21 protein-coding genes are annotated in these 26,206 nt (G+C 57.9%); 6 read left to right on the forward strand and 15 right to left on the reverse strand.

Going from position 1 to position 26,206, the window contains the following annotated elements; genetic code table 11:
- Nucleotides 1-62: 62 nt before the first annotated feature.
- From gabP to V3W39_RS00520, 5 genes are all read right to left on the reverse strand, one after another.
- Nucleotides 63-1,496 (reverse strand): GABA permease, encoded by a 1,434-nt coding sequence (gabP, locus tag V3W39_RS00500; RefSeq protein ID WP_152748527.1) that lies wholly within the window; start codon nucleotides 1,494-1,496, stop codon nucleotides 63-65.
- Between the two features lie 102 nt (nucleotides 1,497-1,598).
- Nucleotides 1,599-2,108, reverse strand: a complete 510-nt coding sequence (locus tag V3W39_RS00505; RefSeq protein ID WP_152748507.1) for a hypothetical protein — start codon at nucleotides 2,106-2,108, stop codon at nucleotides 1,599-1,601.
- 11 nt (nucleotides 2,109-2,119) lie between these two features.
- Entirely contained in the window at nucleotides 2,120-3,352 is a 1,233-nt protein-coding gene (locus V3W39_RS00510) for a pyridoxal phosphate-dependent aminotransferase (protein ID WP_152748506.1), read from the reverse strand.
- 174 nt (nucleotides 3,353-3,526) lie between these two features.
- Nucleotides 3,527-6,436 (reverse strand): FAD-binding and (Fe-S)-binding domain-containing protein, encoded by a 2,910-nt coding sequence (locus tag V3W39_RS00515; protein WP_330211919.1) that lies wholly within the window; start codon nucleotides 6,434-6,436, stop codon nucleotides 3,527-3,529.
- 210 nt (nucleotides 6,437-6,646) lie between these two features.
- On the reverse strand, nucleotides 6,647-7,885 hold the full coding sequence (locus V3W39_RS00520; protein WP_152748504.1) for an MFS transporter: 1,239 nt from the start codon (nucleotides 7,883-7,885) through the stop codon (nucleotides 6,647-6,649).
- 322 nt (nucleotides 7,886-8,207) lie between these two features.
- Here V3W39_RS00520 and V3W39_RS00525 point away from each other — a divergent pair, with 322 nt between their 5' ends.
- Both V3W39_RS00525 and V3W39_RS00530 read left to right on the forward strand, forming a co-directional pair.
- Entirely contained in the window at nucleotides 8,208-9,809 is a 1,602-nt protein-coding gene (locus V3W39_RS00525) for an amidohydrolase family protein (protein ID WP_330211920.1), read from the forward strand.
- A complete protein-coding gene (locus V3W39_RS00530; protein ID WP_330211921.1) occupies nucleotides 9,799-10,791 on the forward strand; it encodes a CobW family GTP-binding protein in 993 nt (330 codons plus the stop codon). Before V3W39_RS00525 ends, V3W39_RS00530 begins: the two co-directional genes overlap by 11 nt.
- 66 nt (nucleotides 10,792-10,857) lie before the next feature.
- On the opposite strand, the gene V3W39_RS00535 is transcribed toward V3W39_RS00530, so the two are convergent.
- From V3W39_RS00535 to V3W39_RS00545, 3 genes are read right to left on the reverse strand one after another with little or no spacing between them, the layout of a single operon-like run.
- A complete protein-coding gene (locus V3W39_RS00535; RefSeq protein WP_330211922.1) occupies nucleotides 10,858-11,169 on the reverse strand; it encodes a DUF962 domain-containing protein in 312 nt (103 codons plus the stop codon).
- Between the two features lie 16 nt (nucleotides 11,170-11,185).
- Nucleotides 11,186-12,055: an SDR family NAD(P)-dependent oxidoreductase gene (locus V3W39_RS00540; protein WP_330211923.1), complete on the reverse strand. Its 870-nt coding sequence runs from the start codon at nucleotides 12,053-12,055 to the stop codon at nucleotides 11,186-11,188.
- Complete coding sequence (locus V3W39_RS00545; RefSeq protein ID WP_330211924.1) at nucleotides 12,045-13,469, reverse strand: flavin-containing monooxygenase; 1,425 nt, start codon at nucleotides 13,467-13,469, stop codon at nucleotides 12,045-12,047. The genes V3W39_RS00540 and V3W39_RS00545 overlap by 11 nt, the downstream gene beginning before the upstream one ends.
- A gap of 221 nt (nucleotides 13,470-13,690) precedes the next feature.
- Here V3W39_RS00545 and V3W39_RS00550 point away from each other — a divergent pair, with 221 nt between their 5' ends.
- Nucleotides 13,691-14,737, forward strand: coding sequence for an AraC family transcriptional regulator (locus tag V3W39_RS00550; protein WP_330211925.1), 1,047 nt, complete (start codon nucleotides 13,691-13,693; stop codon nucleotides 14,735-14,737).
- 9 nt (nucleotides 14,738-14,746) lie between these two features.
- Here V3W39_RS00550 and V3W39_RS00555 read toward each other — a convergent pair whose 3' ends face one another.
- The 7 genes from V3W39_RS00555 to V3W39_RS00585 form a co-directional block, all read right to left on the reverse strand.
- On the reverse strand, nucleotides 14,747-16,678 hold the full coding sequence (locus V3W39_RS00555; RefSeq protein WP_330211926.1) for an SDR family NAD(P)-dependent oxidoreductase: 1,932 nt from the start codon (nucleotides 16,676-16,678) through the stop codon (nucleotides 14,747-14,749).
- A 69-nt stretch (nucleotides 16,679-16,747) separates the two neighbouring features.
- Nucleotides 16,748-17,368: a hypothetical protein gene (locus tag V3W39_RS00560; protein WP_330211927.1), complete on the reverse strand. Its 621-nt coding sequence runs from the start codon at nucleotides 17,366-17,368 to the stop codon at nucleotides 16,748-16,750.
- A 10-nt stretch (nucleotides 17,369-17,378) separates the two neighbouring features.
- The gene (locus tag V3W39_RS00565) at nucleotides 17,379-18,860 is read right to left on the reverse strand and encodes an aspartate aminotransferase family protein (protein WP_330211928.1); all 1,482 of its coding nucleotides are present in this window, start codon (nucleotides 18,858-18,860) and stop codon (nucleotides 17,379-17,381) included.
- Complete coding sequence (locus V3W39_RS00570) at nucleotides 18,857-19,534, reverse strand: class II aldolase/adducin family protein (RefSeq protein WP_330211929.1); 678 nt, start codon at nucleotides 19,532-19,534, stop codon at nucleotides 18,857-18,859. Before V3W39_RS00570 ends, V3W39_RS00565 begins: the two co-directional genes overlap by 4 nt.
- Complete coding sequence (locus V3W39_RS00575; protein ID WP_330211930.1) at nucleotides 19,531-21,159, reverse strand: xylulokinase; 1,629 nt, start codon at nucleotides 21,157-21,159, stop codon at nucleotides 19,531-19,533. The genes V3W39_RS00570 and V3W39_RS00575 overlap by 4 nt, the downstream gene beginning before the upstream one ends.
- A 10-nt stretch (nucleotides 21,160-21,169) precedes the next feature.
- On the reverse strand, nucleotides 21,170-22,051 hold the full coding sequence (locus tag V3W39_RS00580; RefSeq protein ID WP_330211931.1) for a TorF family putative porin: 882 nt from the start codon (nucleotides 22,049-22,051) through the stop codon (nucleotides 21,170-21,172).
- A 27-nt stretch (nucleotides 22,052-22,078) separates the two neighbouring features.
- The gene (locus V3W39_RS00585) at nucleotides 22,079-22,504 is read right to left on the reverse strand and encodes a DUF2147 domain-containing protein (protein WP_330211932.1); all 426 of its coding nucleotides are present in this window, start codon (nucleotides 22,502-22,504) and stop codon (nucleotides 22,079-22,081) included.
- A gap of 162 nt (nucleotides 22,505-22,666) precedes the next feature.
- On the opposite strand from V3W39_RS00585, the gene V3W39_RS00590 reads away from it, so the two are divergent.
- The 3 genes from V3W39_RS00590 (at nucleotide 22,667) to V3W39_RS00600 (ending at nucleotide 26,192) form a co-directional block, all read left to right on the forward strand.
- Complete coding sequence (locus V3W39_RS00590) at nucleotides 22,667-23,341, forward strand: TetR/AcrR family transcriptional regulator (RefSeq protein ID WP_330211933.1); 675 nt, start codon at nucleotides 22,667-22,669, stop codon at nucleotides 23,339-23,341.
- Nucleotides 23,342-23,551: 210 nt separating this feature from the next.
- Entirely contained in the window at nucleotides 23,552-24,700 is a 1,149-nt protein-coding gene (locus V3W39_RS00595; RefSeq protein ID WP_330211934.1) for an amino acid deaminase/aldolase, read from the forward strand.
- A 55-nt stretch (nucleotides 24,701-24,755) separates the two neighbouring features.
- Entirely contained in the window at nucleotides 24,756-26,192 is a 1,437-nt protein-coding gene (locus V3W39_RS00600) for a coniferyl aldehyde dehydrogenase (protein WP_330211935.1), read from the forward strand.
- Nucleotides 26,193-26,206 lie beyond the last annotated feature (14 nt).

The following is a 26,206-nucleotide window of genomic DNA, read 5'->3' on the forward strand; positions in this document are numbered from 1 at the left end:
AACAGCAACACACAAAAAAGCCCAGACCATAACGGCCTGGGCTTTTTCATATGACCACGGCGTTAGCGTGGCGCTTCCTGGACGACCCGGTCAGGTACCCACGCCTGGGACGGGCTGCCTCGTTTAACCAGCAGACCGGTAATCACCACCAAGGCTGCCAACCCTGCAGTGGCAAGGACTTCGCCTTGATGCGCCGGCAGAGTGAGCATCACGCCCAGCGCGCCAACGATGAACACAATCACCGCCCAGGTCAGCCCAGGGTACAACCACATTCTGAAACTGATGCGGTGCCCATGGGCAATCAGTTTCTTACGCATGCGCAACTGGGAGACTGCAATCACCAGGTAAACCAGCAGCGCAACCGCGCCGGAGGTGGCCAACAGGAAGGAGAACAGGCGCTCCGGCGCGAAGTAGTTGATGATCGTAGTGACGCAGCCAATGGCGGTACTTGCAATGACCGCCTGGCGCGGCACTTTGGCGAGCGTCGTCGTTTTCAGGAACGCTGGCGCCTCACCGCGCTTGGCCAACGAAAACAGCATTCGCGACGCGGTGTAGATAGCGGAGTTGAGACAGCTGGCAACAGCGACCAATACTACGATATCGACAATAAACTTGGCGTTCGGAATTTGCAGATACTCAAGTGCGCGCTGGTACGAGCCCACAAGAGCCAGGGCCGGATCATTCCAAGGGACAATCGACACAATCATGAAGATCGAGACGATGTAGAACAAACCGATACGCCAGATCACCGAGTTGGTGGCCCGCGCAATTTGCTTGCTGGGGTTATGAGATTCCGCCGCCGCGATGGTGACGATCTCAGTGCCCATGAAGCTGAACATAGTGGTGAGCAAGGCCCCCAGTACGGGGGCATATCCATTTGGCGCGAACCCACCGTTGTTGTTGATCAGTGTACCGATACCACTGACCGTAATATTAGGAAGCCCACCCACCAGTGCGATGGCGCAAACCACGATGAACGCGATGATCGCCAGCACTTTCGCCAGGGCAAACCAGAACTCGAACTCGCCGTACCGCGCCACACTGTAGAGATTGGTCAGGGTGAGCCCGCAGGTGATCGAAAGCGCAAAGATCCACGTATCAATACCAGGAAACCAACTGTGCAGGATCGCTGCGGCAGCAATGGCTTCAAGGGGAATCACTAGCACCCAGAACCACCAGTAAAGCCAGCCGATGGTAAATCCCGCCCAAGGCCCAATGGCGCGATTTGCATAGGTTGAAAAAGATCCGGTATCCGGCGACGCTACGGCCATCTCGCCGAGCATTCTCATGACCAGCACCACGAGCGTGCCGGCAGCCAGGTACGAGAGCAGCACCGCAGGCCCTGCGGCCGCAATGGCATGACCCGAACCGACAAAAAGCCCGGCACCGATGACGCCCGCAATCGATAACATCGTGACATGCCGCTGTTTCAGACCAGGGGCAAGCGAAGAGCCGGCCTGTCCTCCGGACTCGAGGGTTGTTTGTATCTTTGACATAGATTCACCGTTTTTTTTATTAGGCAGGTTGTGAAATTCCGGGTGCACGAAGACACCCTATTATTGTTTTATAGTTCTCCAAATATTCGAACTTGGTTTCACTCAGGCGATGACATGGTCGCGTTCCATGACCTGTTCCTGCTCCCGTTTCGGCGCTTCAATAGTGGCTCGCAATCTATCGGCGAGGCACTCGGCAATGTCCCACTGCACCTCCTCGGCTCGACCGGTCAACCAAGTCAGTTGGTTATGAATAAGCACAGGGATAACACCCAGATCCGCCAGGGTTCTTATCGTGGAAAGTGCGTGCAAAAGTTGACGATCAGTTCCATCACGGCAACGTTCCACCACCAGTTGCGCACTCAGGATATTGGACTCACTGAACACCGCGACCCACTGTGCAATCAGCCGAGTTTGTTCAATTAGCGCAGCGGGAGCCCCCCCCATGCAATAGATCGCCGCCCCCGGTTCAGCCTGTATAACGACTACAGGTTTTACCCCACGCGCCAACATCTTCAATAATGTTTCAATAACCTGACGAAAAAGGGCCGGTTGCAACTCGTGGCGATTAGTTAGTTCACCCTGAGTTATCTTGAGGATCGCGAATTCGCTCACACGTCATCTTCCTATCGGTGGCTGTACTCTTTCAGCGATGTGCAGAAGTTGGCGATAGCGCTACAGCTTTGCTCAAGTGATGCGTCGTCCAGTGCATAAGCGATCCGGATAAAGGGTGACAATCCGAAGGCCGCACCATGTACGACGGCTACATGGGCTTCTTCAAGCAGCGCGTAGGCCACGTCTTCATCGGTGTTCAGAAGCCGACCACCCGGCGTCATCTTGCCCAGCAACCCTTCACAATCGGCAAACGCATAGAAGGCACCGGCAGGTGATGAGCACGACAAACCAGGTGTTGCGTTGAGCAACCGCACCATCAGGTCCCGACGGCGCTCAAACACGCCACGAGAGCGCGCAATGAAATCCTTCGGCCCGTTCAGCGCCGCCAATGCCGCATATTGGGAGATGGTGCACGCACCGGATGTCTGCTGACTCTGGAGTTTCTCCATGGCCTCGATCAGCCACCTGGGCCCAGTGGCAAAACCAATCCTCCAGCCCGTCATCGCATAGGCTTTCGACACGCCATTCATCGTCAATACGCGTGGCTGCAAGCGTGACTCTACTTGAGCCAGCGTAAAAAACGGCCTGGCGTCGAATATCAGGTGTTCATAGATATCATCGGACAGGATTAAAACCCCTGGGTAATCCAGCAAGGTTTCAGCCAGCGCTTTTAGTTCTTCTTTGCTGTACACCGCACCGGTCGGGTTTGACGGTGAATTCAATATCAACCACTTCGTTGCCGGCGTAATAGCTGCCCTCAACAAGGCCGGCGTCAACTTGAATCCGGTGTCAGGGGGGCACGGCACAATGATAGGCGTGGCGCCACCCAGGCACACCATTTCGGGATAGCTGACCCAGTAAGGTGCGGGAATAATAACCTCATCGCCTTCATTCAGCGTGCAGGCCAGCGCATTGAAGATAACGTGCTTGCCACCATTACCAACAATCGTATCTTTCCAGCCTACGTCCAACTCATTTTCAACACGAAACTTGTTTGCAACCGCCTCGCGCAGTGCCTGCATACCGGCAACGGCCGTGTAACCTGTGAAACCGGCATTGATCGCGTCAATCGCGGCATTGCTGATAGAGGCCGGTGTATCAAAGTCCGGTTCACCTGCACTGAGCGAAATAATAGTCTTGCCCTGTGATCTAAGTTCCGCCACGCGAGCGATCATCCCGTAAGTCGCCGATGGTTGAGCGCGCGCCAGGTGTTTATTTAGAAATGTCGGCTTCGTCTCAGTCATGGTCGAGTCTTTCCTATGTAAACGACGAGGTGCCCTCGCACGATCAAAGTCGATGGCACCGCAGCGCAGAAACCAAATGCGGTACAGCTCATAGAATCAACAATCGCGGGCTTTAATTCTTCAAACTCCGCAGGTGAATAAGCGAAGACGGCATCCTATTCGGGATAGGACGCTTCAGCGCAGAATCATCGCCAGGTACTCCGCCAGGTGCATCGGTTGTCGGCCACTGACGTTGCGTATTTGTCCCCTGCAGCTGAACCCGTCAGCCACCACTCGGGCGTCCTCGGGCAATTTGTCCAGGTGCGGTTTGAACTCCTGTTCACCGATTATCTTGGCGATGGGCGCACTTTTCAGGTGGTAGCCGTAGGCTCCGGCGACCCCGCAACAGCCTGCCGGGATGATCCCGCCCTTATCACCCAATTGCTTGAGGACCGATTGCTCAGCGCTCAGCCCCCCGCACGACTTCTGATGGCAATGCCCATGGATGCGAACGTCTTCCTCGATTCTGGGCAATTCAATAGCGTGGTTTTGAATCAGCTCGCTCAGCGTGACCAACGATTTAGTCAATTGCTTTGCCCGGGTGTCATCCGGGAAAAGCCCGGGCATTTCATCCCTGAACACAGACAGGCAACTGGGCTCAAGCACAACAATCGAAATACCTTCGCGCAGCGGTTTGTCCAACTGCGTCAAGATCGCTTCCAGATTGGCTTTGGCCTGATCGAGCATCCCCACATCGTAGTAAGGCCGCCCACAGCAGATATGCCGCTGCATGAGCTTGACGCGAAAACCCAGTTTCTCCAGCACCTCGACCCCGGCCTCCAGCACCGTCGGTGTGAACCCGTTATTGAAACTGTCGACCCAGAGCAGGACATCCGTTGCCGAGACATCGTCCTTATGTTCACGCAAACGCCTGGCGGTCTTGCCTGCCCTGAAACTCTGGCCCGCGATCCTGGGAAACTTGACACTCGGCGCCAGGCCAAACAACGCCCCTGCAGCCCTGAACAGCGGGTTGCCCATGGCGTAATTGAGGACGGGTGAGACCTTCGTCGCGACGGGCAGCCACTCGCCAATGCGACCAATCATGGCGTCCATCAGTGATCGAGAATTCTTCTGGTAGTGTCGATACAGGAATTCAGTTTTATAACGTGCAATGTCGACATTGGTCGGGCAATCCGACTTGCAGCCCTTGCAACTGAGGCACAGGTCAAGGGAGTCCTTGATGTCCTTGTTGTTCCAGTCATCCTGGATCACATCGCCCTTGAGCAATTCGAAAAATAAACGGGCGCGGCCCCGCGTAGAGTAACGCTCTTCTTTGGTTGCGCGGTAGCTGGGGCACATCGTCCCGCCTTCCGGCGAGCGGCACTTGCCCATGCCGATGCACCGCTCGGTCTCCCTGGCAAACCCTTTGTCGCCCAGCCGCGCGTCGTACGTGAACAGGCTGCTGACCTCCCTGCGCGTGTAGTCCGGCCCCATGCGCAGGTTGGCGTCCACCGGCATGGCGTGGATCAGCTTGCCGGGGTTCATTTTATTCAGGGGGTCCCAGATTGCCTTGAAATCAGCGAGTGCCTGCATGATGGTTTTGCCGTACATGATGTGCAGATACTCCCCCTTGGCCTGGCCATCGCCATGCTCACCGGACAGCGATCCGCCATAGCGCACTACCAGATGGGCGGCCTCATCCAGAAAAGCCCGCCAGGTATCAATGCCATTTTGGGATTTGAGGTCGAAGGTGATACGCGAATGGATACAGCCGTCACCGAAGTGGCCATACAAGTTGGTCTTGTAGCCGTAGTTGGCAACGATCCGGGAAAATTCGCGTAAATACTGGCCCAGCAAATGCGGCTCGACGGCGGCATCTTCCCAGCCAACTGTCGGATCGGGCTCGTTTGGATCGAGCCCCAGGGATGTCGCGGATGCACCGGTCTCACGGATGGTCCAGATTCGGTTCATCAACGCCGCATCCGTGACCAATCGCACACTGGGACGCCCTGGCAATGAATCAGCGATATCCCGAGCCCTGGTCGCCGCAGCCAGTACATCCGCGTCATTGGTGGCACCGAACTCCACCATCAGCCAAGCATTTCCCGCCGGAAGCTCTGCAATATCGTCGACCTTCATGCCCCGCTCAAGCAACCCGCCGATGATGCCATCGTCCAGCCCTTCCATGGCGATGGGTTCCAGCGGGAGCAACTGGGGTACAGAGTCAGCCGCCAGGAAAATATCCTCGAAGCCAAACACGACCAGCAGGCGATGGGTGGGGTTCTTGACCAGTAACGTCTCAGCTTGCAGTACCGTCACGCAGGTGCCTTCCACGCCAACGAGGGCCCGCGCAATGTTGAAGCCATTTTCCGGCAACAATTGATCGAGGTTATAACCCGAGACCCTGCGCTTGATCGTCGGGAAAATCCCGCGAATGTCGTCGCCGTACTGATCAGCCAGTGCCTTGAGCCCACGTACAATTTCCGCACGCCTGCCGCCTGCGGCCAGGTGCTCCTGATATTGCGCCTCGTCTGTCGGGCCTACCCAGAAGCGCTCACCGTCGTAAGTGAGGATCTCCAGGCGTTCCACGTTTTCGACCGTTTTTCCGGCCATGACCGAATGCGCACCACAGGAGTTGTTGCCGATCATGCCGCCCAAGGTACAGCGGCTGTGGGTGGCCGGATCCGGACCGAAGGTCAAGCCGTGTTTGGCCGCGGCGGTTTTGAGCTGATCACAGATAACGCCTGGCTCTACGCGGGCAATCCTCTTTTGGGAATCAATATCGATGATGCGGTTCAGGTATTTTGACGTATCGATGATGACCGCAGCGTTCACCGATTGGCCACACATCGAGGTGCCCGCCCCGCGAGGCAGCAGTGGCAGGTTTGCCTCCCGGCAAAGGCGCATTGCGGTAATGACATCCTCAATGGACCGGGGCACTACAACGCCGATGGGCAACTGGCGGTAGTTGGATGCCTCCGAGGCATACACTGCGCGTGTGGCGGCATCGAAGCGAATGTCCGCAGTGGTTTGCGCCTCCAATTGTGATCGAAGCTTCATCAGCACGTTCAGGTCAATGATGGATGCGGCGGTACTGGAGGTCATAAGGTTGCCTATTGTTGTGTCAGCGGCTACGCACTGGGTGACGACTGGTGCTGCGCCGGCGTAGGCCGGCGCCTTCAGCGATGATTCATCCTATGCATTGCCGGGCGGCGGCTCCACGGCTGAAAAGTAGGAAAGAAATAACCTTCTCTACTGCGCCAAGTGTGAGCCCGGCCGATCGCATAACGCAGCCCGCCCAGCAACGAACAGGCGTTATTTGGGCTGGCGATACCCCAGCATGACGCCAAGGAAGCTGAAAGCAGCGGCGAACATCACATAAAAGGCGGGTGCGGTTGCGGTGCCCGTCGTTTGAATCAACCACGTCAAAATCAGCGAAGCGAAACCTCCAAACGTCATGACCGCCAGGTTGTAGGCCACCGACAGCCCGGTAGAAAGCACTTTGGTCGGGAACGTTTCAGACAACGCCGCCAATATCGGCCCCGTGTAGGTCGCGATCAACAGCCCGAACACCGCCTGGAAAATGCACAGCGTCTGCAATGACGGCTGCGAAACGATCATATTGAACAGCGGCCAGGCCAACACCAGCATCGCAGCAGACGCGCCGCCCAGTAGCCATTTGCGCCCCACTTTGTCCGACAACCAGCCGGTAATCGGTGAGCAGATCGAGATCACTGTCCCGCCGACAATCGCAGCCATGAAGGACGCTGATTGCGGCAGTTGCAGGACCCTCACCGAGTAGGTCGGCATATAGAACAGAATGACGTAAATGCACACCGTCCAGAGCACCACCATGGCGAAACTGGCAAAGGCCTGCTTGGGGTACTCCCGAATCACGTCCTTGAAGGGCGTCTCGGATTTGTCACCCGCCTCCAGAAATGCAGGCGACTCATCCAGGTTGCGGCGAATAAAATAACCAATAGGGCCAATCAACAAGCCGAATAGAAACGGAATGCGCCAGCCCCAGCTCTCGACCTGCTCCGGGCTCAGGTTGAGGGTAATGCCTGTGCCGAAACAGGCCCCCACCAGCACGGCAAAACCGATACTGGTCTGGATCCAGCTGGAGTAGTAGGCCTTTTTGCCCGCCGGAGCGTGTTCGGTCAGGTACGCCGTGGCGGTCCCCATTTCGCCGCCCGCGGAAATCCCCTGCAGCAGCCTGGCAAATACGATGATGCAGGGCGCCGCCATGCCGATTTGCGAGTAAGTAGGTGCCAGCCCGATAAGGGCTGTGCCTATCCCCATCAGAATGATCGTCAGGGACAGCGCGCCTTTTCTTCCGTAACGGTCCGAATAGATGCCGATGAGCACTCCGCCTATGGGGCGCACCAGGAAGCCGACGCCGAAGGTGGCGGCAGAGAGCATCAGCGAGGTGACGTCATTGCCGGTGGGGAAAAAAAGCTTGCCGATGGTGATGGCAAAGAAGCCATACACCATAAAGTCAAACCACTCAAAACCATTGCCCAATACGGTGGCCACGATGGCCTTGCGGCGCATCGATCCGTGTGCCTGGGAATGGAATGCTAGCGGTGCTGTAGTCATAACGCCTCCGAGCTTTCAGCTATTCGCGCAAGTGAAAAAGCCGTGCCCATCTTGTTGTTGGGGGGGGGTATGCATTTGGCCCACTTGGGCGACACCTGCGTCACCTGAGCCAAGTAGGAAAAAAAACTGCTGCAATAGCACCTGAAATAGGAGAACCCGCCAGCGGCGCGAATCTATGCTGACAACACGCTCTAATGACGTGCCTCAATAACAATCTGAGCCCGCCCCCTCCCCATGCACAGCGTGGGCTGAAAGGGCGAGGCGCCGGGAGGATTCAGTGAAAGACCTTGTAACCCCCGCCATCGAAGTCGGCGAAGAGATGGTCGCAGGCTTTGCGAAAAAAGGGCTTGGCCAAGTCGTACCTGCCACGACCAATGATCGGGGGCACGGCCCCTTCCAGCGCCTCGTGTTGCGTGGGGCCACCGTGATTGACGGTACAGGCGCCCCGCCCTGGGGGCCTGCCGACGTTGTGATCGAAGGTGAGCGCATTGTTGAAATCGCGGCCGTTGGCGTGCCCGGACTGCCCATCAACCCCATGAGACGGCCCGCCAGTGGCGACCATGAAATCAATTGCACCGGCAAGTTCATCACCCCGGGCTTTGTCGATTGCCATGCGCATGTCGGCACGCCATTTCATGGCGAAAATGGCCAAATGCTTCCCGCCGATTACGCCTACAAGCTGTGGCTGGCTCATGGTGTAACGTCGGTGCGCGAAGCCGGGTGCATGAACGGACTGGCATGGACCTGTGAGCAAAAGCTGGCGTCTTCGCAAAACCGCATTGCAGCGCCGCATCTGTATGCCTATGTCTATTTTCCGGCGGTGAATGATTACCTGAAAGCGATCCATACACCCGAACAAGGCCGTGAATGGCTGCGCCAGGTAAAGGACAAAGGGGCTGACGGCGTGAAGTTCTTCGGCGCCTCCCCCGCGGTCATGGAAGCGGCCCTCGACGAAGCGCAGAAACTGGGCTTGCGCACGTGCTGCCACCACGCCCAGCTATCGGTCGGCCGAATGAATGCGTTGCGCACCGCCAAGTGGGGCCTGACCAGTACCGAGCACTCCTATGGGTTGCCGGAAGCGTTATTGGAGGGGCGCACGCTGGCCCTTATCGACGACGACTACAACTACAACGACGAGTACTTACGCTTCGCCACGGCCGGACAAACTTTCCTCCATGCGGCCAAGCCGGGTAGCTCGAAATGGAACCAGGTGTTGGAGGCGTTTCTTGAGGCCGGCCATACATTCGTCCCCACCATGAATGTATACGATGCCAATCGCGACCTGATGCGTGCGCGGCGTGCGGAATGGCATGACCAATACACCGACAGCACCACCTGGAATTATTTTCAGCCGCAACGTGGCGGGCACGGCGCCTATTTCTATCGATGGTCGGTCAAGAATGAGCTTGAGTGGAAGGAAAGCTTCACGATCTGGATGCAGTTTCTGAACGAGTTCAAAAACAGAGGTGGGCGTGTCTGCCCGGGCAGTGACTCCGGATTCATGTTCCAGATCTACGGCTTTGGTTTCATTCGGGAGTTGGAGCTGTTCCAAGAGGCCGGCTTCACCCCCCAGGAGGTCTTGCGCGCAGCCACTCTGCACGGCGCTGAGCTGCTAGGAATCGACAACGAAACCGGTACGCTGGAACCTGGAAAGAGAGCGGATATCCTTATCCTGAATCAAAATCCGATGACGGATTTCAAACTGCTTTATGGCACCGGTGCATTGCGGCTGAACGACAGCACCCGCTCACTGGAACAGAATCGTGCCCTTGAAACCACGATAAAAGCCGGGGTCCTGTTTGAGGTGACCGATCTCCTGGCTGACGTGCGTGACATGGTCGCACGCACCTGGAAGAGAGAAAGCCGTGATGAACGCTGACGCTCACAGCACGCCATGGGAACTCACCCAGTTCATCATTCTTGCGGGCCCGCTGGGCAGCGGTAAAACAACCCTGCTTGAAACGGTCATCACCGCCCCAAACATGGCGAGCTCGACGGCGGTGATCATCAATGAAGCCGGTGCTATCAACATTGACGGGGCCATTTTGGCCGACTCCGCCCAAGGCCTGCCGATGGCGACGCTGAGCAACGGCTGCGTTTGTTGCTCGCTGACCAATGACCTGGTGTTTACGGTAGAAGAACTTATCGCTAGCCGGGCCAGATCTGGCTCGCCCCCCTTGGCGCGTATCATCCTGGAGTGCAGCGGGCTTTCAAAGCCAGGACCCGTTATGCGCTCATTGGCCGGACTGGCAGAACTGCGTATGCGCGTCAGTGTCGTTTCAACTCTCGATTGCAGCCGTGACATAGGTTCTAGCATTGATGCGCAAGCAGAGTTGGCACAGTTGGCAGCCGCACAGGTGATCGTACTGACAAAGGGAGATCTGGTTTCAAATACAGTAAGCGCTCATCGCGTTGAATCCGTCAAACGGCTGAATCCGTTCGCCACCGTCATCAATGAAATCGAACCACACAAACGAATGAATTGGGCCCGTATCAGCGGACCCACCGAGCGGCATGTTCAGTCCTTCATCTCACGGCCAATAGACTCGCAAAGGGTTCAGCATCCGCGCATCCAGGTTCTTCATGCACAGCTGGACAAGCCGGAATGGGAAGATGTACAGGATTGGTTGGAAAACATTGCCAGCGTGCTGGGCGAGCGGCTTTTGAGGATAAAGGCGCTGGTGAATGACCCAAAGGGCATCGCGGTTTTACTCCAGAGCGTCGGTACGACATTCTCAGCAGCGCGACGCTTGTCGGCCCCAGCGACGGAGCGCACATCCGTCGTGTTCATCGTTTGTGATGGTGATGTTGCGTTGCTTTCCGGTGTCGGCACGCATCTGAGCGTAGAGTGGGCCTCATGAGCGGCAGACTGCTTCATCCACCGGCCGGCCAGACACTTCGTCTGGCGGCCTATCTTCCAGCATCTGTCAGAACGGTATTTTTCCCGTCAGTATTTCCCACCACATTCGCCAATCCCCAGCAAAACTCTTCAAGGGGTGCTTGAAAGTGGCCGGTCGGTTTTTCTCGAAGAAAAAATGCCCGACCCAGGCAAATGTGTAAGCCTCAATAAATGCCAGCACCAGCAACCACCACACACCGGTTACTACGCCCACCACCAGCAGGACGACTGCAAGAGTCGATCCGATAAAATGCAGTCGACGTGACGTTCTATTCAGGTGTTCACTCAGATAGAACCTGTAGAACTCATCGACTGCTTCGCCCTTCTCTGCTCTGTTCATATTACTGCCCCTTCGCTCATTTCAGGCGCCAGCCTTCACCATCTCTGGTTATCAACCCTCGCTGCTCGAGCGACACGACGTAGTTGCGATGGCCCTTTTCGCTCTTGCGCCGGAACAAGGGCAATATGTACGGTAAAATTCCCGGCACCAGCATGGCTAACCGCGCAGTCCAGGATTCACTGGGACGAACGAACAGTTCCAGCCGAGGTTTTTCCAGCGCTTTGATGACGGTTTTAGCCACGTCTGCGGGCATTTGAGGCGGGTCCATAAACTGCATCTTGTTGCCATTTTCAATGGCCTCACGCATCAGCATCGGCGTTTCCGTCGCGGACGGATTCACAATGGTGAATTTTACGCCTAAGCGTTTGCCATCCAACCCCAAGCAAAGCATGGCGCCACGCAGGCCAAATTTTGTTGCCGAATAAATGCATGTTTCCGGCATGGGAAATAATCCCCCTAAGGAAACAATTGAAATAACCCGTCCGTCACTGGCTTGTTGCAACAAGGGTAGAAACGCCTGACACAGTTCCAAAGGAACCATCATATTGAGCTGGACTTCACGCGCAATCGATACAATTGGCCTGGTTTCGAATGGAATATTGCTTAATATCCCGGCGTTATTGACCAGCAGATCGAGGCGACCGATCTCCCTACTCACATAGTTCACCAGCCCCCCAAGCGCTTCACGATCGGTAAGGTCCGCCTGATAGGTCAATGCCTGGGACCCGAGGGCAGTGGCGGCCTCGGCCAGGCGCACTGCATCAATATCGACCAGCACGCATTTGACACCGCGGGCGATCAGCGCCGCCGCGATCGCCCGCCCCAACCCACCGGCGCCTCCCGTAATCAGCGCTGTCCAGCCCGTAAATGACGTATTACTTGCCATGCAGACTCTCCCCCAGCACTTCATGAACCACAGGAGCAGCGCTCTTTGGAAAAGGCTGATCGAGCTTGATGGCTGCATACATATCTTCAGTCAAGCGCGGCCAATGCATGCGTGTGCGTAGCGTCTCCAGGTAAGCAGTGAAGGACCGAGCATCCAGATAAACCGCATGCCGGTCAGATTGAACAAACTGAATCCCGCCACTGAGGTCCGGCTCGTCGCTCTGAATCAATTGATCGAATTGGCGCGCGGTGTCGAGCCCATCCAGCTGCGCCCGAAAATACGCAGCCAGGGTGAGCGCCTGGGTATCGAAAAGCTTGAAAGCACTGGAGTTCTGGTCGAGGTAACCGATGGCGCAGAGGTTACGGTGAGTGCGGCTGAACATCGACAGATAAAGCAGGGGCCTGCCATGCTTCCATTCGAAAAACTGCGCAGCGCATTCAGCGCCCCATTTGAACCCTGTGGCACAAAGAATCAAGTCGATTTTTTCGCGTGCACCATCTGAAAAAATGACGACATCACCCTCCAGCCGGTCGATGTTTTTACGCACCGCAATATTGCCGTGCTGAAGATGATGCAGCAGTTGCGAGTTCACGATCGGGTGGGTCTCGAACAAACGATGATCAGGCTTCGGTAAGCCCCATCGTGTCAGGTCTCCCACAAGCAGCTTCAATAAGAACTTGAAGACAGGCCTGGCCAGCCACAAAGGGAGGTGCGGCCCATTTTCACCAAACACATCGGCAGGTACACCAAACACATGCTTGGGAATGAAATAGTAACCACGGCGCATGCTGATAAAGGCTTGTTTTGCGTGAATGGCGGCCTCGCAGGAAATGTCCGCGCCAGAATTTCCCGCGCCCACCACCAACACGTTCTTGCCTTGGAATTCCGATCCGGATTGAAACGAGTTGGAATGACGTATTTCCCCATTGAACTCACCACGAAACGCTGGCAGGTTGGGCTTCCAGTTTGTCCCGGTCGCTAACACGATCCAACGGTATCGCCGTGTAGAACCATCACTCAGGCTGACGGACCAGTGCCCGTCAGGATCCTTTCTAATCAGGGTCACCGTTGTACTGAACTGAATAGACTCACGCAGCCCGAATGCTGCAGCGAAGCTCCTGAGATAGTGCGCGATTTGACGGTGGGAGGGGTATTCCGGAAAGTCCCTGGGCATTGGAAACCCGACGAATCCCGACAGATCCCTGGACGAGATAAAATGCGCCGAATCGTACATCGGTGTACCGACATTGGTGATATCCCAAATCCCTCCAACATCCGAATGCCGCTCGAACTGGTCATACGTAATTTTCTTTGCTTTGAGTGCGCGTGCGGCACTCAGCCCACCAGGCCCGGCGCCAATAATGCAGGCGCTATTTCCTCGGTCGATAATCGCTGCGTCTTGTTCTAATTTCATAGCGCTTTCCTTGGATATCCAGTTCAGTGTTGAACCGAAATCTAAAGGGAAGTCGATGCTTTCGATGAGCCTTTCGCGGCCATTCAGGGGACCATGGAGGACAGATAAGCTGCGCGCACAGGAAATCACCCGCTATGCCCGCAATAGCAGAAAGGGAGGTGCTAGATTACTGACCGAAAGGTATCGTCTACAGACTCATTCTGATGGAGAGCGTGTGATCTATGTTAGAACCCGCAGCCGCTGCCCAGCACTGGAAGCAGCATCCCCAACAAAATGAAGCGGTGGTGGTTCCCAACGTCGCGCGGGCGTTGTTCAGCCTGTTAATGGAAAGCGGGCTCTCGACAGAGCGCATTTGTCGCGGGCTCGGGTTCGGTTATGCCGAACTGCTTGATCTGGACATGCGCTTGTCTTATCGGCAAACCCGAATGCTGATTACTCGAACGCAGCGAGTGGTCAAGGACCCTGCGCTGGGCCTATCTACCGGCGCGCGTCAGACCCCGGTGTCGTGGGGGTTGGCGGGCCTGGCCATGCTGACCTGTAAAACGCTGGGTGAAGCCATCACCTACGGTCTCGAACACCAAGGTGATACCGGAGCGTTACTGGAGCACCGTGCCTGCGTCCATCCCAATGAGTTCATCATTGAGGTCAAACCCAAAGTGTTTGATCTGGAAATTGAGCCCTTCTTGATCGAAGAGGCCTTTGCGAGCGCGGTGTCCGTGGTAAGGCGGCTTGTCGGGCCAGCCTTCAACCCTCTCAGGGTAGAGTTGTCGTACGCTCGCCCGAATTATGCCCAGGCCTATCGGCGCGAATTTCGTTGCCCGATAAAATTCATGGCCGGGAAAAATCGCTTGATCTGCGAAGCCCATTGGTTGAACGCACGCCTGCCGGATTATGACGACATGGCGTGTGGACCATTGCGGGCGAAATTGGATCAGCTGATGAACAGAGGCGATTCACGAAATGATTTGATCGAAACCCTCTCCAGTCATATCCGCCTCAACCTCGACGATCCTGAAGCGCTACAGACCTTTTCCAAGGCGCTCAACATGAGTGAGCGTACCCTGCGTCGTCGCCTGACGGACCTGGGCGTGACGTACAGCGGGCTGCTGGATCGAGTCAGGCACGAGCGTGCTTGTGACTTACTGCAAAACACCCGTATGTCGATAGCTGACATTGCGCACATCATTGGCTTTAGCGACGCACGGGGCTTCAGGCGCGCCTTCAAACGCTGGACGGGTGCGTTGCCGAATACGCAGCGCACCACCTGATGTCAGACTTTATGCCGAGGTATTCTTGAAGGCGATCACGGGTGAAGATGCGCTGCTGTCATTGGCCAGCACGGGCAACTCTCGACGCAATACCCAGAGCGTGATCGGTTTGGGCAGAACTCTGGCCAAACGGATCAGCCACCTCATCGGCCAAGGAAACAAGTAGTCCCAGCGCTGGCTGCGCATCGCGTAGAGCATGTGATCGACGGCTGCCGCTTCGGAAATTTCCAGCGGTGCTGGCATGCCATCGTTTGCGGTTTGCGCGGTGGCGACAAAACCTGGGTAGAGCGATAGAAAGCGAATACCTCTGTTACCAAACTCAATGCGACATGTATCAATCAACAGGCGCAGTGCGCCCTTAGCGGCGCTATATGGCCCCTGCAACGTCACCCCCAGGAACCCCGCCAGTGAATTGGTGTGCACGACAAAACCATGCCCCTGGCGACTCATATGCTCCAGGGCGGGGAACAGATAATTGACCACCACATCATAGTTCGAGCGCATATACGAAGTGACGTCGGACGCATTCATCTCACGCATATCCAACGCAGGTGCGCCGCCGGCATTGAGTACGACCACATCCAGACGACCGTACAGCTCGACAATTTCACCCACCAGATCGGCCGCCGCATGCTCATCCAAGGCGTCCACTGCCGAGACCATGCATTTGCCACCCTGGAGCGTTATTTCCAGTTGCAGGTCATTCAACAGCTCCTTGCGCCGGGCCGTGGCCACAACCCAGGCGCCTTCCTGCGCCAGACGCACCGCCAGTGCGCGCCCCATGCCTGAGGACGCCCCCACCACCAAGACCACTTTGCGTGCAAAGCTGACGCGCTTGCTTGCCGGGCACCGGCGAAGCAAGCCGACCAACGTCAATGCAATCAGCGAGAACACAGCACTGACCAACAGCACGTACTCGGCGTTCTCCCCCACCACCCATTGTGACGCCATCAAAGGCCCGAAAGCGCACCCCAACAGCTGCATGCCCGGCACCAACGCGGCAACTCGCCCCGAAGGATCAAGTTGCAGAGCAATACGTACCTGGAAGGGTGTCAGCATCAGCCAGACCAGGCCAAACGCGCCGCACAGCACCAGAAATACCCTGACGCCCATATCCGCAGAAAAATACATACCCAGCGCGATGCCGCCCAACAACAAGGCGGCGACGGCCAACAACGAAAAGTCCGAGACCCGGCGTACCAGGACGATCCCCAGGCAGCCGCCCAATACCTGCATGAGCAAGGTACCGGAGATCAGCAATTGTGCGTTTTGCGCATCAAGCCCCACGTATTTGCTTAACGGCTCAAGATAAGCCCAAAGCCCACCAATCGCGCTGAGCTGCATGAAGACCAGCCCGAGCAATAACAGGTGATTAAGACCCCAACCGAACCCGGCATCATCCGTTCGCTGTGCTTGCTGATTGGCCAGCCGAATGGGTTGCCACCGGACCAACAACAAAGAAGCTGCCGTCAGCGTACCCATGAACACAAAACCATAAGAGGAGGTGCTCTGAATAGGCAGGACCCAATACGCCAACACCGCAGCCACCAAGGCCTGGCCAAGGGTTTGCACCACCATGAACAGCCCCGCCACGCGGTCAGGTGCCGGGCCTTGGACGATCAGGTTCACGGTGCCCCATAACAGCAAACCTTCGGCCAGGCCGGCCAAGGCCCGCGCCACTGCCAGTGGGCCATCCCCGGTGGTATTGGCCGTAACCAGGTCCATACCCGATGCCGCCAGGATAGCGACGACGGTAAGCTGGCGTAGGCTGAACACGGAGCGCAATAAATCGCCCAGGACGACACCCAGCCCCAACGAGAGAATTTCGCCCATTGCAACCAAGCCGACGCCCTCAAGTGACAGGCGGTTTTGCGCCAGCAACTCTCCCAGCAACAAGGGTTGCAGCCCCACCATCAGCACGGCGATCGAGCCCAGCGCCAAGGCGACACTCAGGTGTTTACGGGAAACAGCGGACGACATGTGCATGGCGTTACACCTCTTGAAGGGTTTTCAGTAACCACGGTTCTCGGGCGGAATCTCGCCTCGGGCAAAACATTGCGTTGCACGTTGCTCATCTTTCATCAGTCGGCTGTTGGCAACTCGCACTACCCACCAAGGCAGCAGTGTCATCTTGGCACCGGAGGCCTTGGCGAGGGTGAACGCCTTGGCGCACTTTTCAAACAGCTGCGCATTCATCGCCATCCGGGTACCGGTGGTGCCCAGGGTCGCGGGCACGCCCTTGATCAACACAGCATTGCCGCCCCGCTGCAAGGTACCGGGAATGTCGTGGACTGACGCCGCCGGCGCACCCATGTGGCCAATATGCCGTGCCTGCTCATCAAACAGAATGGGCATGACCCCGCCAAAGTCTGCCAAGCGCTGGGCGAAGTCCCCTCCGCCCAGCAAAATGGCGCCGACGTCACTCCGGGCACGGTAGATCGCGTGGTGGGTCTGGCTGTCACCCAGCACATGCACCGGCCAATCGACATGAGTGGGGGCCAAGTCATCCAACTGGCCCCACCACATGCTTTGCTCGCCCGGTATGCGCAAGGAAAAACTGCTCCCTTCCTGCACCAGACCCACCAGCCGTTGCCGGATTTCCAGCCATTGTTGCCGCAGTACAGCCTGCATCACGCTCACCTCACACCAGTTGAAAAACGGCGTCGAATCGCTCGAGCGCGTCGTCGATGACGTCGTCGGTATCAGCCAGGCTGGTATAGATCCGACTGCCGGCCAGCGTGATCAGCCCGTGGGCCGTATAAGCAGCCCCCATTTCTTCCATCATGTGCTTGCGCGACTTGGCTTCGTTACGTGCACGCAGCAACTTGAGCGGGTTGCTGGTATCCAGCAACAACACGCCTGAGGTTTGCAGATGCACGATCGAGCCCATGTTATAGGCCACATACGGTAAGCCACGGCGGTTAATGATTTCGTCCAGCCCCTTGCGCATACGGTCACCCGCGCGTCCCGCCAACGCCGGCGCATTCAGTTTGCGCGCCTCGATCAAGGCGTAGTAGCCCGCCACGCAGGACAACGGGTTGGCCGACAATGTGCCGCCGACAAAGGCCCGTCGTGCAGAGGTGCCGATACCGCCGGCGAGCAGTTGCATGACATCCCTGCGTCCACCAATTGCACCCGCCATCGGGTAGCCACCGGTCAGGCATTTACCCAGTACGGTGATGTCCGGCATCACGTTGAAATAACCTTGCGCACCACCCAATCCCGCACGAAAACCGGTGACCACTTCGTCGAAGATCAGCAACGTGTCGAACTCGTCGCACAGCTTGCGCAGTTGGCGGTTGAAGTCCGGGTGCACCGGACGCGTGCCGCTTTCCGGGCCAAAGGGTTCCACCATGATCGCCGCCGTGCCGCCGCGCAGGCGATTGATCTGCAAGCGCCGACGCAACGCGTCCAGGTTATTCGGCGGGCTCTCCTGAGTGTGCGCCGTGGCGCCACGTGGAATACCGACGGCCTCCATACGGCCGGTGCCCGGCAAGCGCATGCCATACACCAACTGGTCACTCCAGCCGTGATAAGCACCACCGATCTTTATCACCCATTTCTTGCGAGTGTAAGCACGCGCCAGACGCACCGCCGCCATGACGGCCTCGGTGCCGGAACCCAACAGGCGCACCATATCGACGCCGGGCATCACTTCGCAGACCAACTGCGCCAACTTCACCTCATATTCATGGAGCAGGCCGGTGACCGGACCGCACTCATCGAGTACCCGATTGACTTGCTCACGAATGGCCGGATGGCTGGAGCCCAACAGGGTTGGTCCACCGGCCTGCAGAAAATCGATATAGCGGTTGCCGTCCACATCGGTCAGGTGCGCGCCTTTGGCCTGGGCGATGGCGAGAGGGAATGGGTGGTTGAATGCCAGGTTGTGCTGTACGCCTCCCGGTATAAATTTTTTCGCCTCCTCAGCCAGCCGCCTCGACCCCTGGCAACGCTCGTCGAAGTAACCCATCACCTTGCTTAGTGCTTCGCGCTTCAATGGGCGAATCGGTTGTTTGACCAGCGCATCGAACCGTCGATAGAGCGAGTCGACATCAGGCCATTGCGAAACCGCTGAGTCTGCCGCAGCAGGCAATGTGATGGGATCAAGAGGCTTGTTCATGATGGAGTCTCGGAAGAAGGGTGAGCATCGACAGCGCTGGAACGCACCAGGGCCTCGACCAGGCGTGCCACGGCGGCAGGTGACTGTGATTTATGACGGGACTGTTCGGTGATTTGGCGTAACAGGTAGTCACGGCAAAAGGTCTCGAGGTCCTCGAGGCGCAACAGAGTTGTCTCGACATCCGGGCCACAGCACAACACCCCGTGGTTGCGCATCAGGTACGCGTTGTAATCCCAACGAATGGCCCGGCCGAACTTGCCGGCCAGCCAGCTGGACCCTGAAGGCGCGTACCCGACCAGGGGAATGTGTTTACCCAAGGAATCCCACAGTTCAGGGTTGGGCACATCCATGGGTTCACCGAGCAAGGTGCAAGCACTGGCTACGGGCTGATGCGTGTGGATGCTGCACTGCACATCCGGGCGCGCCCGCAGGATTTTTGCATGTAGCCCGCTTTCAACCGTTGGGGCACGGTCACCGGAGAGCTGCGCCAGATCCTTGAGGCGCAGCACGCAGACATCCTCGGGGAGCATGGTGAAATAGTCAGTCGCAGACGGCGTGACAGCGATGTGCTGCGCGTCGATGCGCAACGCGAGATTGCCGCCCGTGGCCGCAAAAAAGCCGCGGTGACACAGATGCTGCGAGAGCTCGACAATTTGTTCTTGGACATGACTCATGAGGCCGTCTCCTGTATGGGGTTCAGTCGCCGGTAAAGCGGCGCAAGGCGCTTACGCACCTCCTGGAACGTGGCGAATTGATCGTCGTACAGCGCGCGGGTCACGCGGGACGGCTCAAACAGGCGATGGGGGCGCTTGAGGCTGGATAGGTCGTGGAACTGCAGCTTGCCCAACGCCACCGCCGCAATGAACGCCGCCCCGCGTGCATTGGTCTGGATGGCGTTCTGCGGCTGCTGGATAACGCGCCCACAGACGTCAGCCATGATCTGGCACCACACATCCGATTGGGCACCGCCACCGGTGGCCACGATCACATCGCTGGGCTGGCCGAGAAAACGCGCGAACGGCTCGAACATCCAGCGCGTATTGAGGGCGACTCCCTCCATGAAGGCGCGGATGATGTCCTCCCGCGAGTGCTCCAGCTTCAGATTGAACAGACCGGCGCGCAGGCTTGGATCACTGATTGGTGAGCGCTCACCACACAGCCAGGGTGTGTAGATCAACCCTCTCGACCCCGGTGGCACGCGTGCGGCGATACGGTCAAGCAAGGCATAGACGTCCGGCTGCTGTTCATCACTGAGCAGCTCATCCGGGTGGTACAGCACCTTGTCGCGCAGGAATGAAAGGTTTGCGCCCGCCGCCGACTGCATGGCCATCGCCAGGTAGCGACCGTTGACGGCACTGGGTACCGCAGCTATGTGGTGACGCACGCTGGTTTTCTTGAAAGGGACGTGAGCCCCCACCCACGACGAGGTGCCCAGATAGAGGTGCGGAGCAAAATCGCTGACGCTGGCGCCGACGGCCACCGCCGAGGTGTCGACGGCACCCGCCACCACTTGCGTAGTGCGCGCCAGTCCGAGAGTCTCAGCAAGCTCCGGGCGCAGCGTGCCGATAACTTCGGTGGAGCGGACAAGCTCAGGCAGTTTGCCGGCCTCTATTCCCAGTGCCTTGACCAGCCCGTCGTCGTAGCGGATGCGGTGAGGGTCGCGGTTATCGGTGATCCATGCGGTCAACATCGAGTCGCTGGTTGCACAATAGCGACCCGACAGCCGTAGGTTCATATAGTCGAGCACGTTGAGAAACTTGTAGGTCCGTTCATAGCGCTGCGGCTCGTGATCGACGATATAGGCCATGTGCCCGGCGGCATCCATGCCGGACAACGAGGCCACGCCACCGGTCAGGCGTAATGAACGCCAGAGCTTGAGCGGTCCATAGCCAGCCAGGCTGAACCGCCCTCCTCCCATGCGTTTTTTCACCGCGCCGGCCCCTCGTTTGTCCAGCCACAACATGGCACGTCCAATGGCCACGCCGTCCCGATCTACACACACAGTGCCTTCGCCCTGTGTCGAGCAACACACCGCGATCACCTGGCGCCGCCGGACTGGATCGGCGCTGAGCAGTTCGTTGGCGCCACGCAGGAAAGCATTCCACCAATCCTGCGGTTCCTGTTCGACGCTCAACCCGCTCACATGCAGCGGCACACTGTGAAACGCCCACGCCCGGATATCGCCTTCCAGTGAAACCAGGGCACATTTGCAACCGGAGGTGCCGAGGTCCACAGCGAGGATGAGTTGCTCCAGACCGGTGGCCGCCTGAGGCGTCCGGGATAAGAAAAGCGAAGTCATAGAGGTTTACTCAAAAAGTACGCGAAATCGATGCGACCCAACGGTTGTCATCCGTGGCACGCACATGCCCGTCGTCCTCGACCATGTACAGTTCACGCGCCTTGGTCTTGACCGCTATCCAATCGATGCCCCAGTCGAATCCCAACCAGCGGTGACTCAGGCCGATGTCATAGTCGGCCGCATCCGCCTCGGAAAAATTGACAAGTTGCTGGTAGCCAGCGTGCAGCTTCAGCGTGGTGTTCATCCCCAGCGCATATTTGTAGTCCAGGTCATAGAGCATGCTGCCCCGGGAGTTACGGTCGCCCTTGGCGTAGCATTCCAAGCCCTTCGTGGGATCGTCACGAAACTGCAACTGGGCGCCGCACACGCCGCCGGTGTTGGCACCACGGTAGGTTTTGGACAGCACCCGAGCGACTCGACCTTCCAACGCACCGTAGCCAATTTCCAATACCGCGAACTGGCTGTTGTAGTTGGTCGTGCGCTCATCGGTGGGGGTGAAGGTTTCAAAGTCAAATTTGTTCGGCGCCTTGAACTGCGCCCCGGGGAACATTTCCGCGGCCAGGCCCAGGCCGTAATGCCACGCCTCCGGATCGCCGAACCGATAACCGCCCGCCAGTAAAACGCCCACTCCGTCGCCATCAATAAATTGTTTTTTGCTGACGGTGGTGAACTCGGCAAGCGCGACCAGGCCACTTTCATGGGCAACCTGAACGGTGACGCGTGCGCCTGGATGGTTCAACGAATCCGAAACGCCGCGGGTCCTGACATCGGATACAGCCTTGGCTGTGACATCAATGGCATAGCTGGCCATTTCGTCGGCGAATGCCAAGGACGGGCTGACGATAGGCCACAGCAAAGCAGCCATCAGACAATGGTGTGTCGTTGCACGCATGAGACTCTCCTACAAGAAAGGTCGGATTTACAAAGTGCAAACCGGTGCAGGAGGCAGTGAGGCAACACGTTCGAATTGCTCTGTCTTGCCGAGTATCTCGGTACCGACAAAAGCCCGGACATTGAGGAGCCCCTCTTTGACCCGAACGACGCCTTTGTATTTTTTATGATCGCGGGGATCAAACACCCAACCATCGCGCCATGCTTCCTGGTCGAAACGATCCAGTTGCATGATCTGTACGCCGCAATCGCTGGCGGTGGAGGCCATGTCCTTGACCCAGACCACCTTTCCACACAGCGCGCCGGGTTTATCGACGCAATCGTCGACTTTGACCACCGCATCCTTTTCCGAGGTAAGCCATAGACCTTTGGCTTCCTGTGGACCCGCCGCCGCATAACCGATGGAAGAGCACGCCAGTGCCAGTGAAAGGAACAGCCATTGCCGAGCGTTCATAGTCATCACCTGTATTTTTTGTTTTAAGAGACCGTCACACTAGCGACGCATCGGTTATGATAGTCATCGCTACACGATAGTTATAACTACCATTTTCTAGCTCAGCAACATTTTTTTTCATTTTGATAAGCTGACTCTTCAACCTTTCTTTGCTAGGTGCCTATGGCCAAGCCCAACACTGCCAGCGCCCGCGCCGTTACCGCCGGGAAAACGCAAGACCAAAAGAAATCGCCTGCACAGCAGCGCAGCACCGAGACCTACGAGCGGATCCTGGTCGCGACCGCGCAGACCCTGTGTGATGTGGGTATCGAACGTCTGTCCACCAACCTGGTTTGCGAATGTGCAGGGCTGACGCCGCCGGCGTTGTACCGCTACTTTCCGAACAAATACGCGCTACTGAGCGTGCTGGGTGAGCGCCTGCTGGAAAAACAGAACGGCCTGATCGACCACTGGATTACCCCGCAATTGTTGTCCGGGCCGCCCGAGGATCTGGAATCGGCGCTGGCCGAACTGATCCTGGAAACCTACCGGGTCACCGACGCCACCTTGGGCGGTATGTGGATTCTCAAGGGGCTACGCGCGGTACCGGCGCTGGAGCATGTGAGGATCGACTCCCACCGGCAGGTCTCAAGCGCACAGGCAGAAATCCTCGCGCAGGTGTTCCCACAGGCAGATCCACAGCAACTCGCCACCGCCGCCAGGGTTGCGGTAGAGATGATCCACGCAACGATCGAGTTGTTGTTTGATGAGTCCCTGGACCCCAAGAGCGTGTGTGCCATGGTTGCCTCGATGATTATCAGTCATCTGGACCGGTTGACCCCGGCTCCAAACGTGTAAAGAGAGAGGAGCCAACATGGCCGGTGCGGACCCGTTTCCCGGCCGGATCGCACCTTCAACAGCAGCCATGTGCCCTTTACCCTCTCAGCAGCGAGACCCCGCGTCACCTCACTTACCGCTGAACTCATTGGGTCCTTCATGCGCCGTGTCGAAAATCCCCCGCCGCCCCCTGTTCACAATTACGCCCACTACCATCAGGCGCTGGCTGGGGTGCAGCTACCCGCCGCCTTCATCGATCTGGATGCACTCATCGTAAACCTGCAGCGCCTGGGCAAACGCGCCGGGGGCTTGCCCGTGCGGCTGGTGACCAAATCCATACGCTCGGTGGAGATGATTCGCACGATCATGGCCGCGGGGCCATTTATGCAGGGCCTGCTGTGCTACTCCGCCGCCGAGGCCGCCTGGCTGGCCGGCTTGGGGTTTGACGACATCGTCGTGGCTTACCCGACGGTCGATGAGCGCAGTCTGGTAAAAGTCGCCTGCCAATTGCGCCGTGGACGCTCGATTACCTTGATGGTCGATAACCGGGCCCAGGTACAGGCGATCAACGAGATAGCCGTGACAGAAGGTGTGGTCATGCCGTTGGCGATCGATCTGGATATGTCATCGGCTTTTCCTGGGCTGTACTTTGGCGTGCACCGTTCGCCGATCAATGACGTGGGGAGTGCGCTCCAGCTGGCCGCTAATATCGCCTCGTGCCAGGGTGTCGTACTGCGGGGGCTGATGGGCTATGAAGGGCAAATTGCCGGGTTGATGGACGCGGTGCCAGGCCAAGCCGTCAAGAATGGAATCATCCGTTTTCTCAAGCGCCGCTCCATTGCCGAAGTCAATAAACGCCGTGAGCAAGTCGTGCAGGCATTGCGTAAGGCCGGCCATACGCTGCAGTTCGTGAACGGCGGCGGCACTGGCAGTTTTGAAAGCACCCGACTCGACCCTTCGGTTACCGAGTTGGCGGCCGGCTCCGGCCTGTACGCACCGACCTTGTTCGACCATTACCAAGCCTTCGAACTGACGCCCGCTGCCGGTTTTGCCTTGCCGGTGACACGCACCCAGGCTCCCGGCGTGATGGTGTGCTCAGGCGGCGGTTACATCGCCTCCGGGCCGGCGGGTAAGGACCGATTGCCCCGGCCCTGGCTGCCCAGCGGCTGCCGCTTGATCGACAACGAAGCCGCCGGCGAAGTACAGACCCCCCTGCTGCATACCCTGGCGCAAGCGTTGAACATCGGTGACCCGGTGCTGTTTCGTCACGCCAAGGCGGGCGAACTGTGTGAGCGTTTCGATGAACTGTTGGTAATCAGCAACGGGCGCGTGGTGGACCGTGTACCGACTTACCGCGGCGAGGGCAAAAACTTCTCCTGATGGCCCACGCGTTTCTCACCACTCCTCTTCCTGCACTTTGCCCAAGGATACCGTCATGAATCAGCCTCTCAGCAACCTGCCCTCTTCGCTTGAGCCCGTGCCGTTACTCAGTGAACTGTTCACGGCCCAACAAGACGCCGTGCATGCCCAGGGAGCCCCCACCTACGAGCAGCGTATCGCTGCCCTGGACGCCGTGTTGCGCCTGGTCAGCGATCACCACGACCAACTGCTGGAAGCGGTGTGTGCGGATTTCGGCAACCGTTCGTTCGCCGAGACCCAACTCAGTGAGCTGATGCCCATCGTCAACGGCATCAAGCATATTCGCTCGCACCTCAAAGCCTGGATGCGCCCCAGCAAACGCAAAGTGGGCATTGCCTTCAAGCCCGCCACGGCACGGGTGATCTATCAACCCTTGGGCGTAGTCGGCATTCTGGCGCCATGGAATTACCCGCTGACACTGACCCTTGCACCGCTGGTGGAAGCGCTGGCAGCGGGCAATCGGGTGATGATCAAACCATCGGAACTGACGCCGCGTACCGCCCTGTTGCTGCAATACTTGCTGGCCCAAACCTTTCCCGCCGACCAGGTCAGCGTGGTCATCGGCGACGCGCAAGTGGCCAGCCGTTTTAGCGAACTACCGTTTGATCACTTGTTGTTTACCGGTTCTACACAGGTCGGGCGTCTGGTAATGGCGGCTGCGGCGCGCAACCTGACCCCGGTGACCTTGGAATTGGGAGGCAAATCGCCGGTGGTACTCGCTGCGGATTTTCCACTGAAGAAAGCCGCGCGGATGATCGCCATCGGCAAGCTATTCAACGCCGGTCAAACCTGCGTCGCCCCCGACTATGTGCTGGTGCCGCGCCATTTGGTCGAGCACTTTGCCACCGAATGGGTAGCGGCGGCCAAGCAGCTGTATCCCACCATTGACGGCAACAAAGACTACACCTCGATTATCTCGCGGCGTCACTACGAACGCCTGTTGAATCTGGTCGATCAGGCCATCGTGGCCGGGGCCAAGGTGTGGCAGGACAAGGCGTTCGACCAGAGCACCGAGCGCAAAGTCCCCCCAACCTTGCTGACCGACGTGCCCTTGAACACCGATATCATGCGCGAGGAAATTTTTGGCCCACTGTTGCCGGTAATCGCCTATGACACACTTGACGAGGCGCTCGCCTTCATCAATGCGCGGCCCAAACCGTTGGCGCTGTATTGCTTCTCCAATGATCGAACCAGCATCGCGCATGTGTTGCAGCAAACTCGTTCAGGCGGTGTGACCATCAATGGCACCATGCTGCATGCAACCCAGGACGACCTTCCCTTCGGCGGCGTCGGTGAAAGCGGCACAGGCGCCTATCACGGCTATGAAGGGTTCGTGCGCCTGTCGCATGCACGGGGCGTATTCAAGCTAAGCCCCTTCAATATGTCTGACAAAGTCTCGGCACCCTATGGGCGGCTGACCCGCCTGGTAGTCCGCCTGATGCTGGGCAAGTAGGCGCACAACGAGGA

The sequence above is a fragment of the Pseudomonas sp. Z18(2022) genome (assembly GCF_036346535.1).
Taxonomy (GTDB): Bacteria; Pseudomonadota; Gammaproteobacteria; order Pseudomonadales; family Pseudomonadaceae; genus Aquipseudomonas; species Aquipseudomonas yamanorum_A.

Coding starts and splice junctions, on each gene's coding strand:
- gabP (WP_152748527.1), bottom strand. CDS start 1,496: ATGTCAAAGATACAAACAACCCTCGAGTCCGGAGGACAGGCCGGCTCT.
- V3W39_RS00510 (WP_152748506.1), bottom strand. CDS start 3,352: ATGACTGAGACGAAGCCGACATTTCTAAATAAACACCTGGCGCGCGCT.
- V3W39_RS00515 (WP_330211919.1), bottom strand. CDS start 6,436: ATGACCTCCAGTACCGCCGCATCCATCATTGACCTGAACGTGCTGATG.
- V3W39_RS00520 (WP_152748504.1), bottom strand. CDS start 7,885: ATGCGCCGCAAGGCCATCGTGGCCACCGTATTGGGCAATGGTTTTGAG.
- V3W39_RS00530 (WP_330211921.1), top strand. CDS start 9,799: ATGAACGCTGACGCTCACAGCACGCCATGGGAACTCACCCAGTTCATC.
- V3W39_RS00535 (WP_330211922.1), bottom strand. CDS start 11,169: ATGAACAGAGCAGAGAAGGGCGAAGCAGTCGATGAGTTCTACAGGTTC.
- V3W39_RS00540 (WP_330211923.1), bottom strand. CDS start 12,055: ATGGCAAGTAATACGTCATTTACGGGCTGGACAGCGCTGATTACGGGA.
- V3W39_RS00545 (WP_330211924.1), bottom strand. CDS start 13,469: ATGAAATTAGAACAAGACGCAGCGATTATCGACCGAGGAAATAGCGCC.
- V3W39_RS00550 (WP_330211925.1), top strand. CDS start 13,691: ATGTTAGAACCCGCAGCCGCTGCCCAGCACTGGAAGCAGCATCCCCAA.
- V3W39_RS00560 (WP_330211927.1), bottom strand. CDS start 17,368: ATGCAGGCTGTACTGCGGCAACAATGGCTGGAAATCCGGCAACGGCTG.
- V3W39_RS00565 (WP_330211928.1), bottom strand. CDS start 18,860: ATGAACAAGCCTCTTGATCCCATCACATTGCCTGCTGCGGCAGACTCA.
- V3W39_RS00570 (WP_330211929.1), bottom strand. CDS start 19,534: ATGAGTCATGTCCAAGAACAAATTGTCGAGCTCTCGCAGCATCTGTGT.
- V3W39_RS00575 (WP_330211930.1), bottom strand. CDS start 21,159: ATGACTTCGCTTTTCTTATCCCGGACGCCTCAGGCGGCCACCGGTCTG.
- V3W39_RS00580 (WP_330211931.1), bottom strand. CDS start 22,051: ATGCGTGCAACGACACACCATTGTCTGATGGCTGCTTTGCTGTGGCCT.
- V3W39_RS00585 (WP_330211932.1), bottom strand. CDS start 22,504: ATGAACGCTCGGCAATGGCTGTTCCTTTCACTGGCACTGGCGTGCTCT.
- V3W39_RS00590 (WP_330211933.1), top strand. CDS start 22,667: ATGGCCAAGCCCAACACTGCCAGCGCCCGCGCCGTTACCGCCGGGAAA.
- V3W39_RS00600 (WP_330211935.1), top strand. CDS start 24,756: ATGAATCAGCCTCTCAGCAACCTGCCCTCTTCGCTTGAGCCCGTGCCG.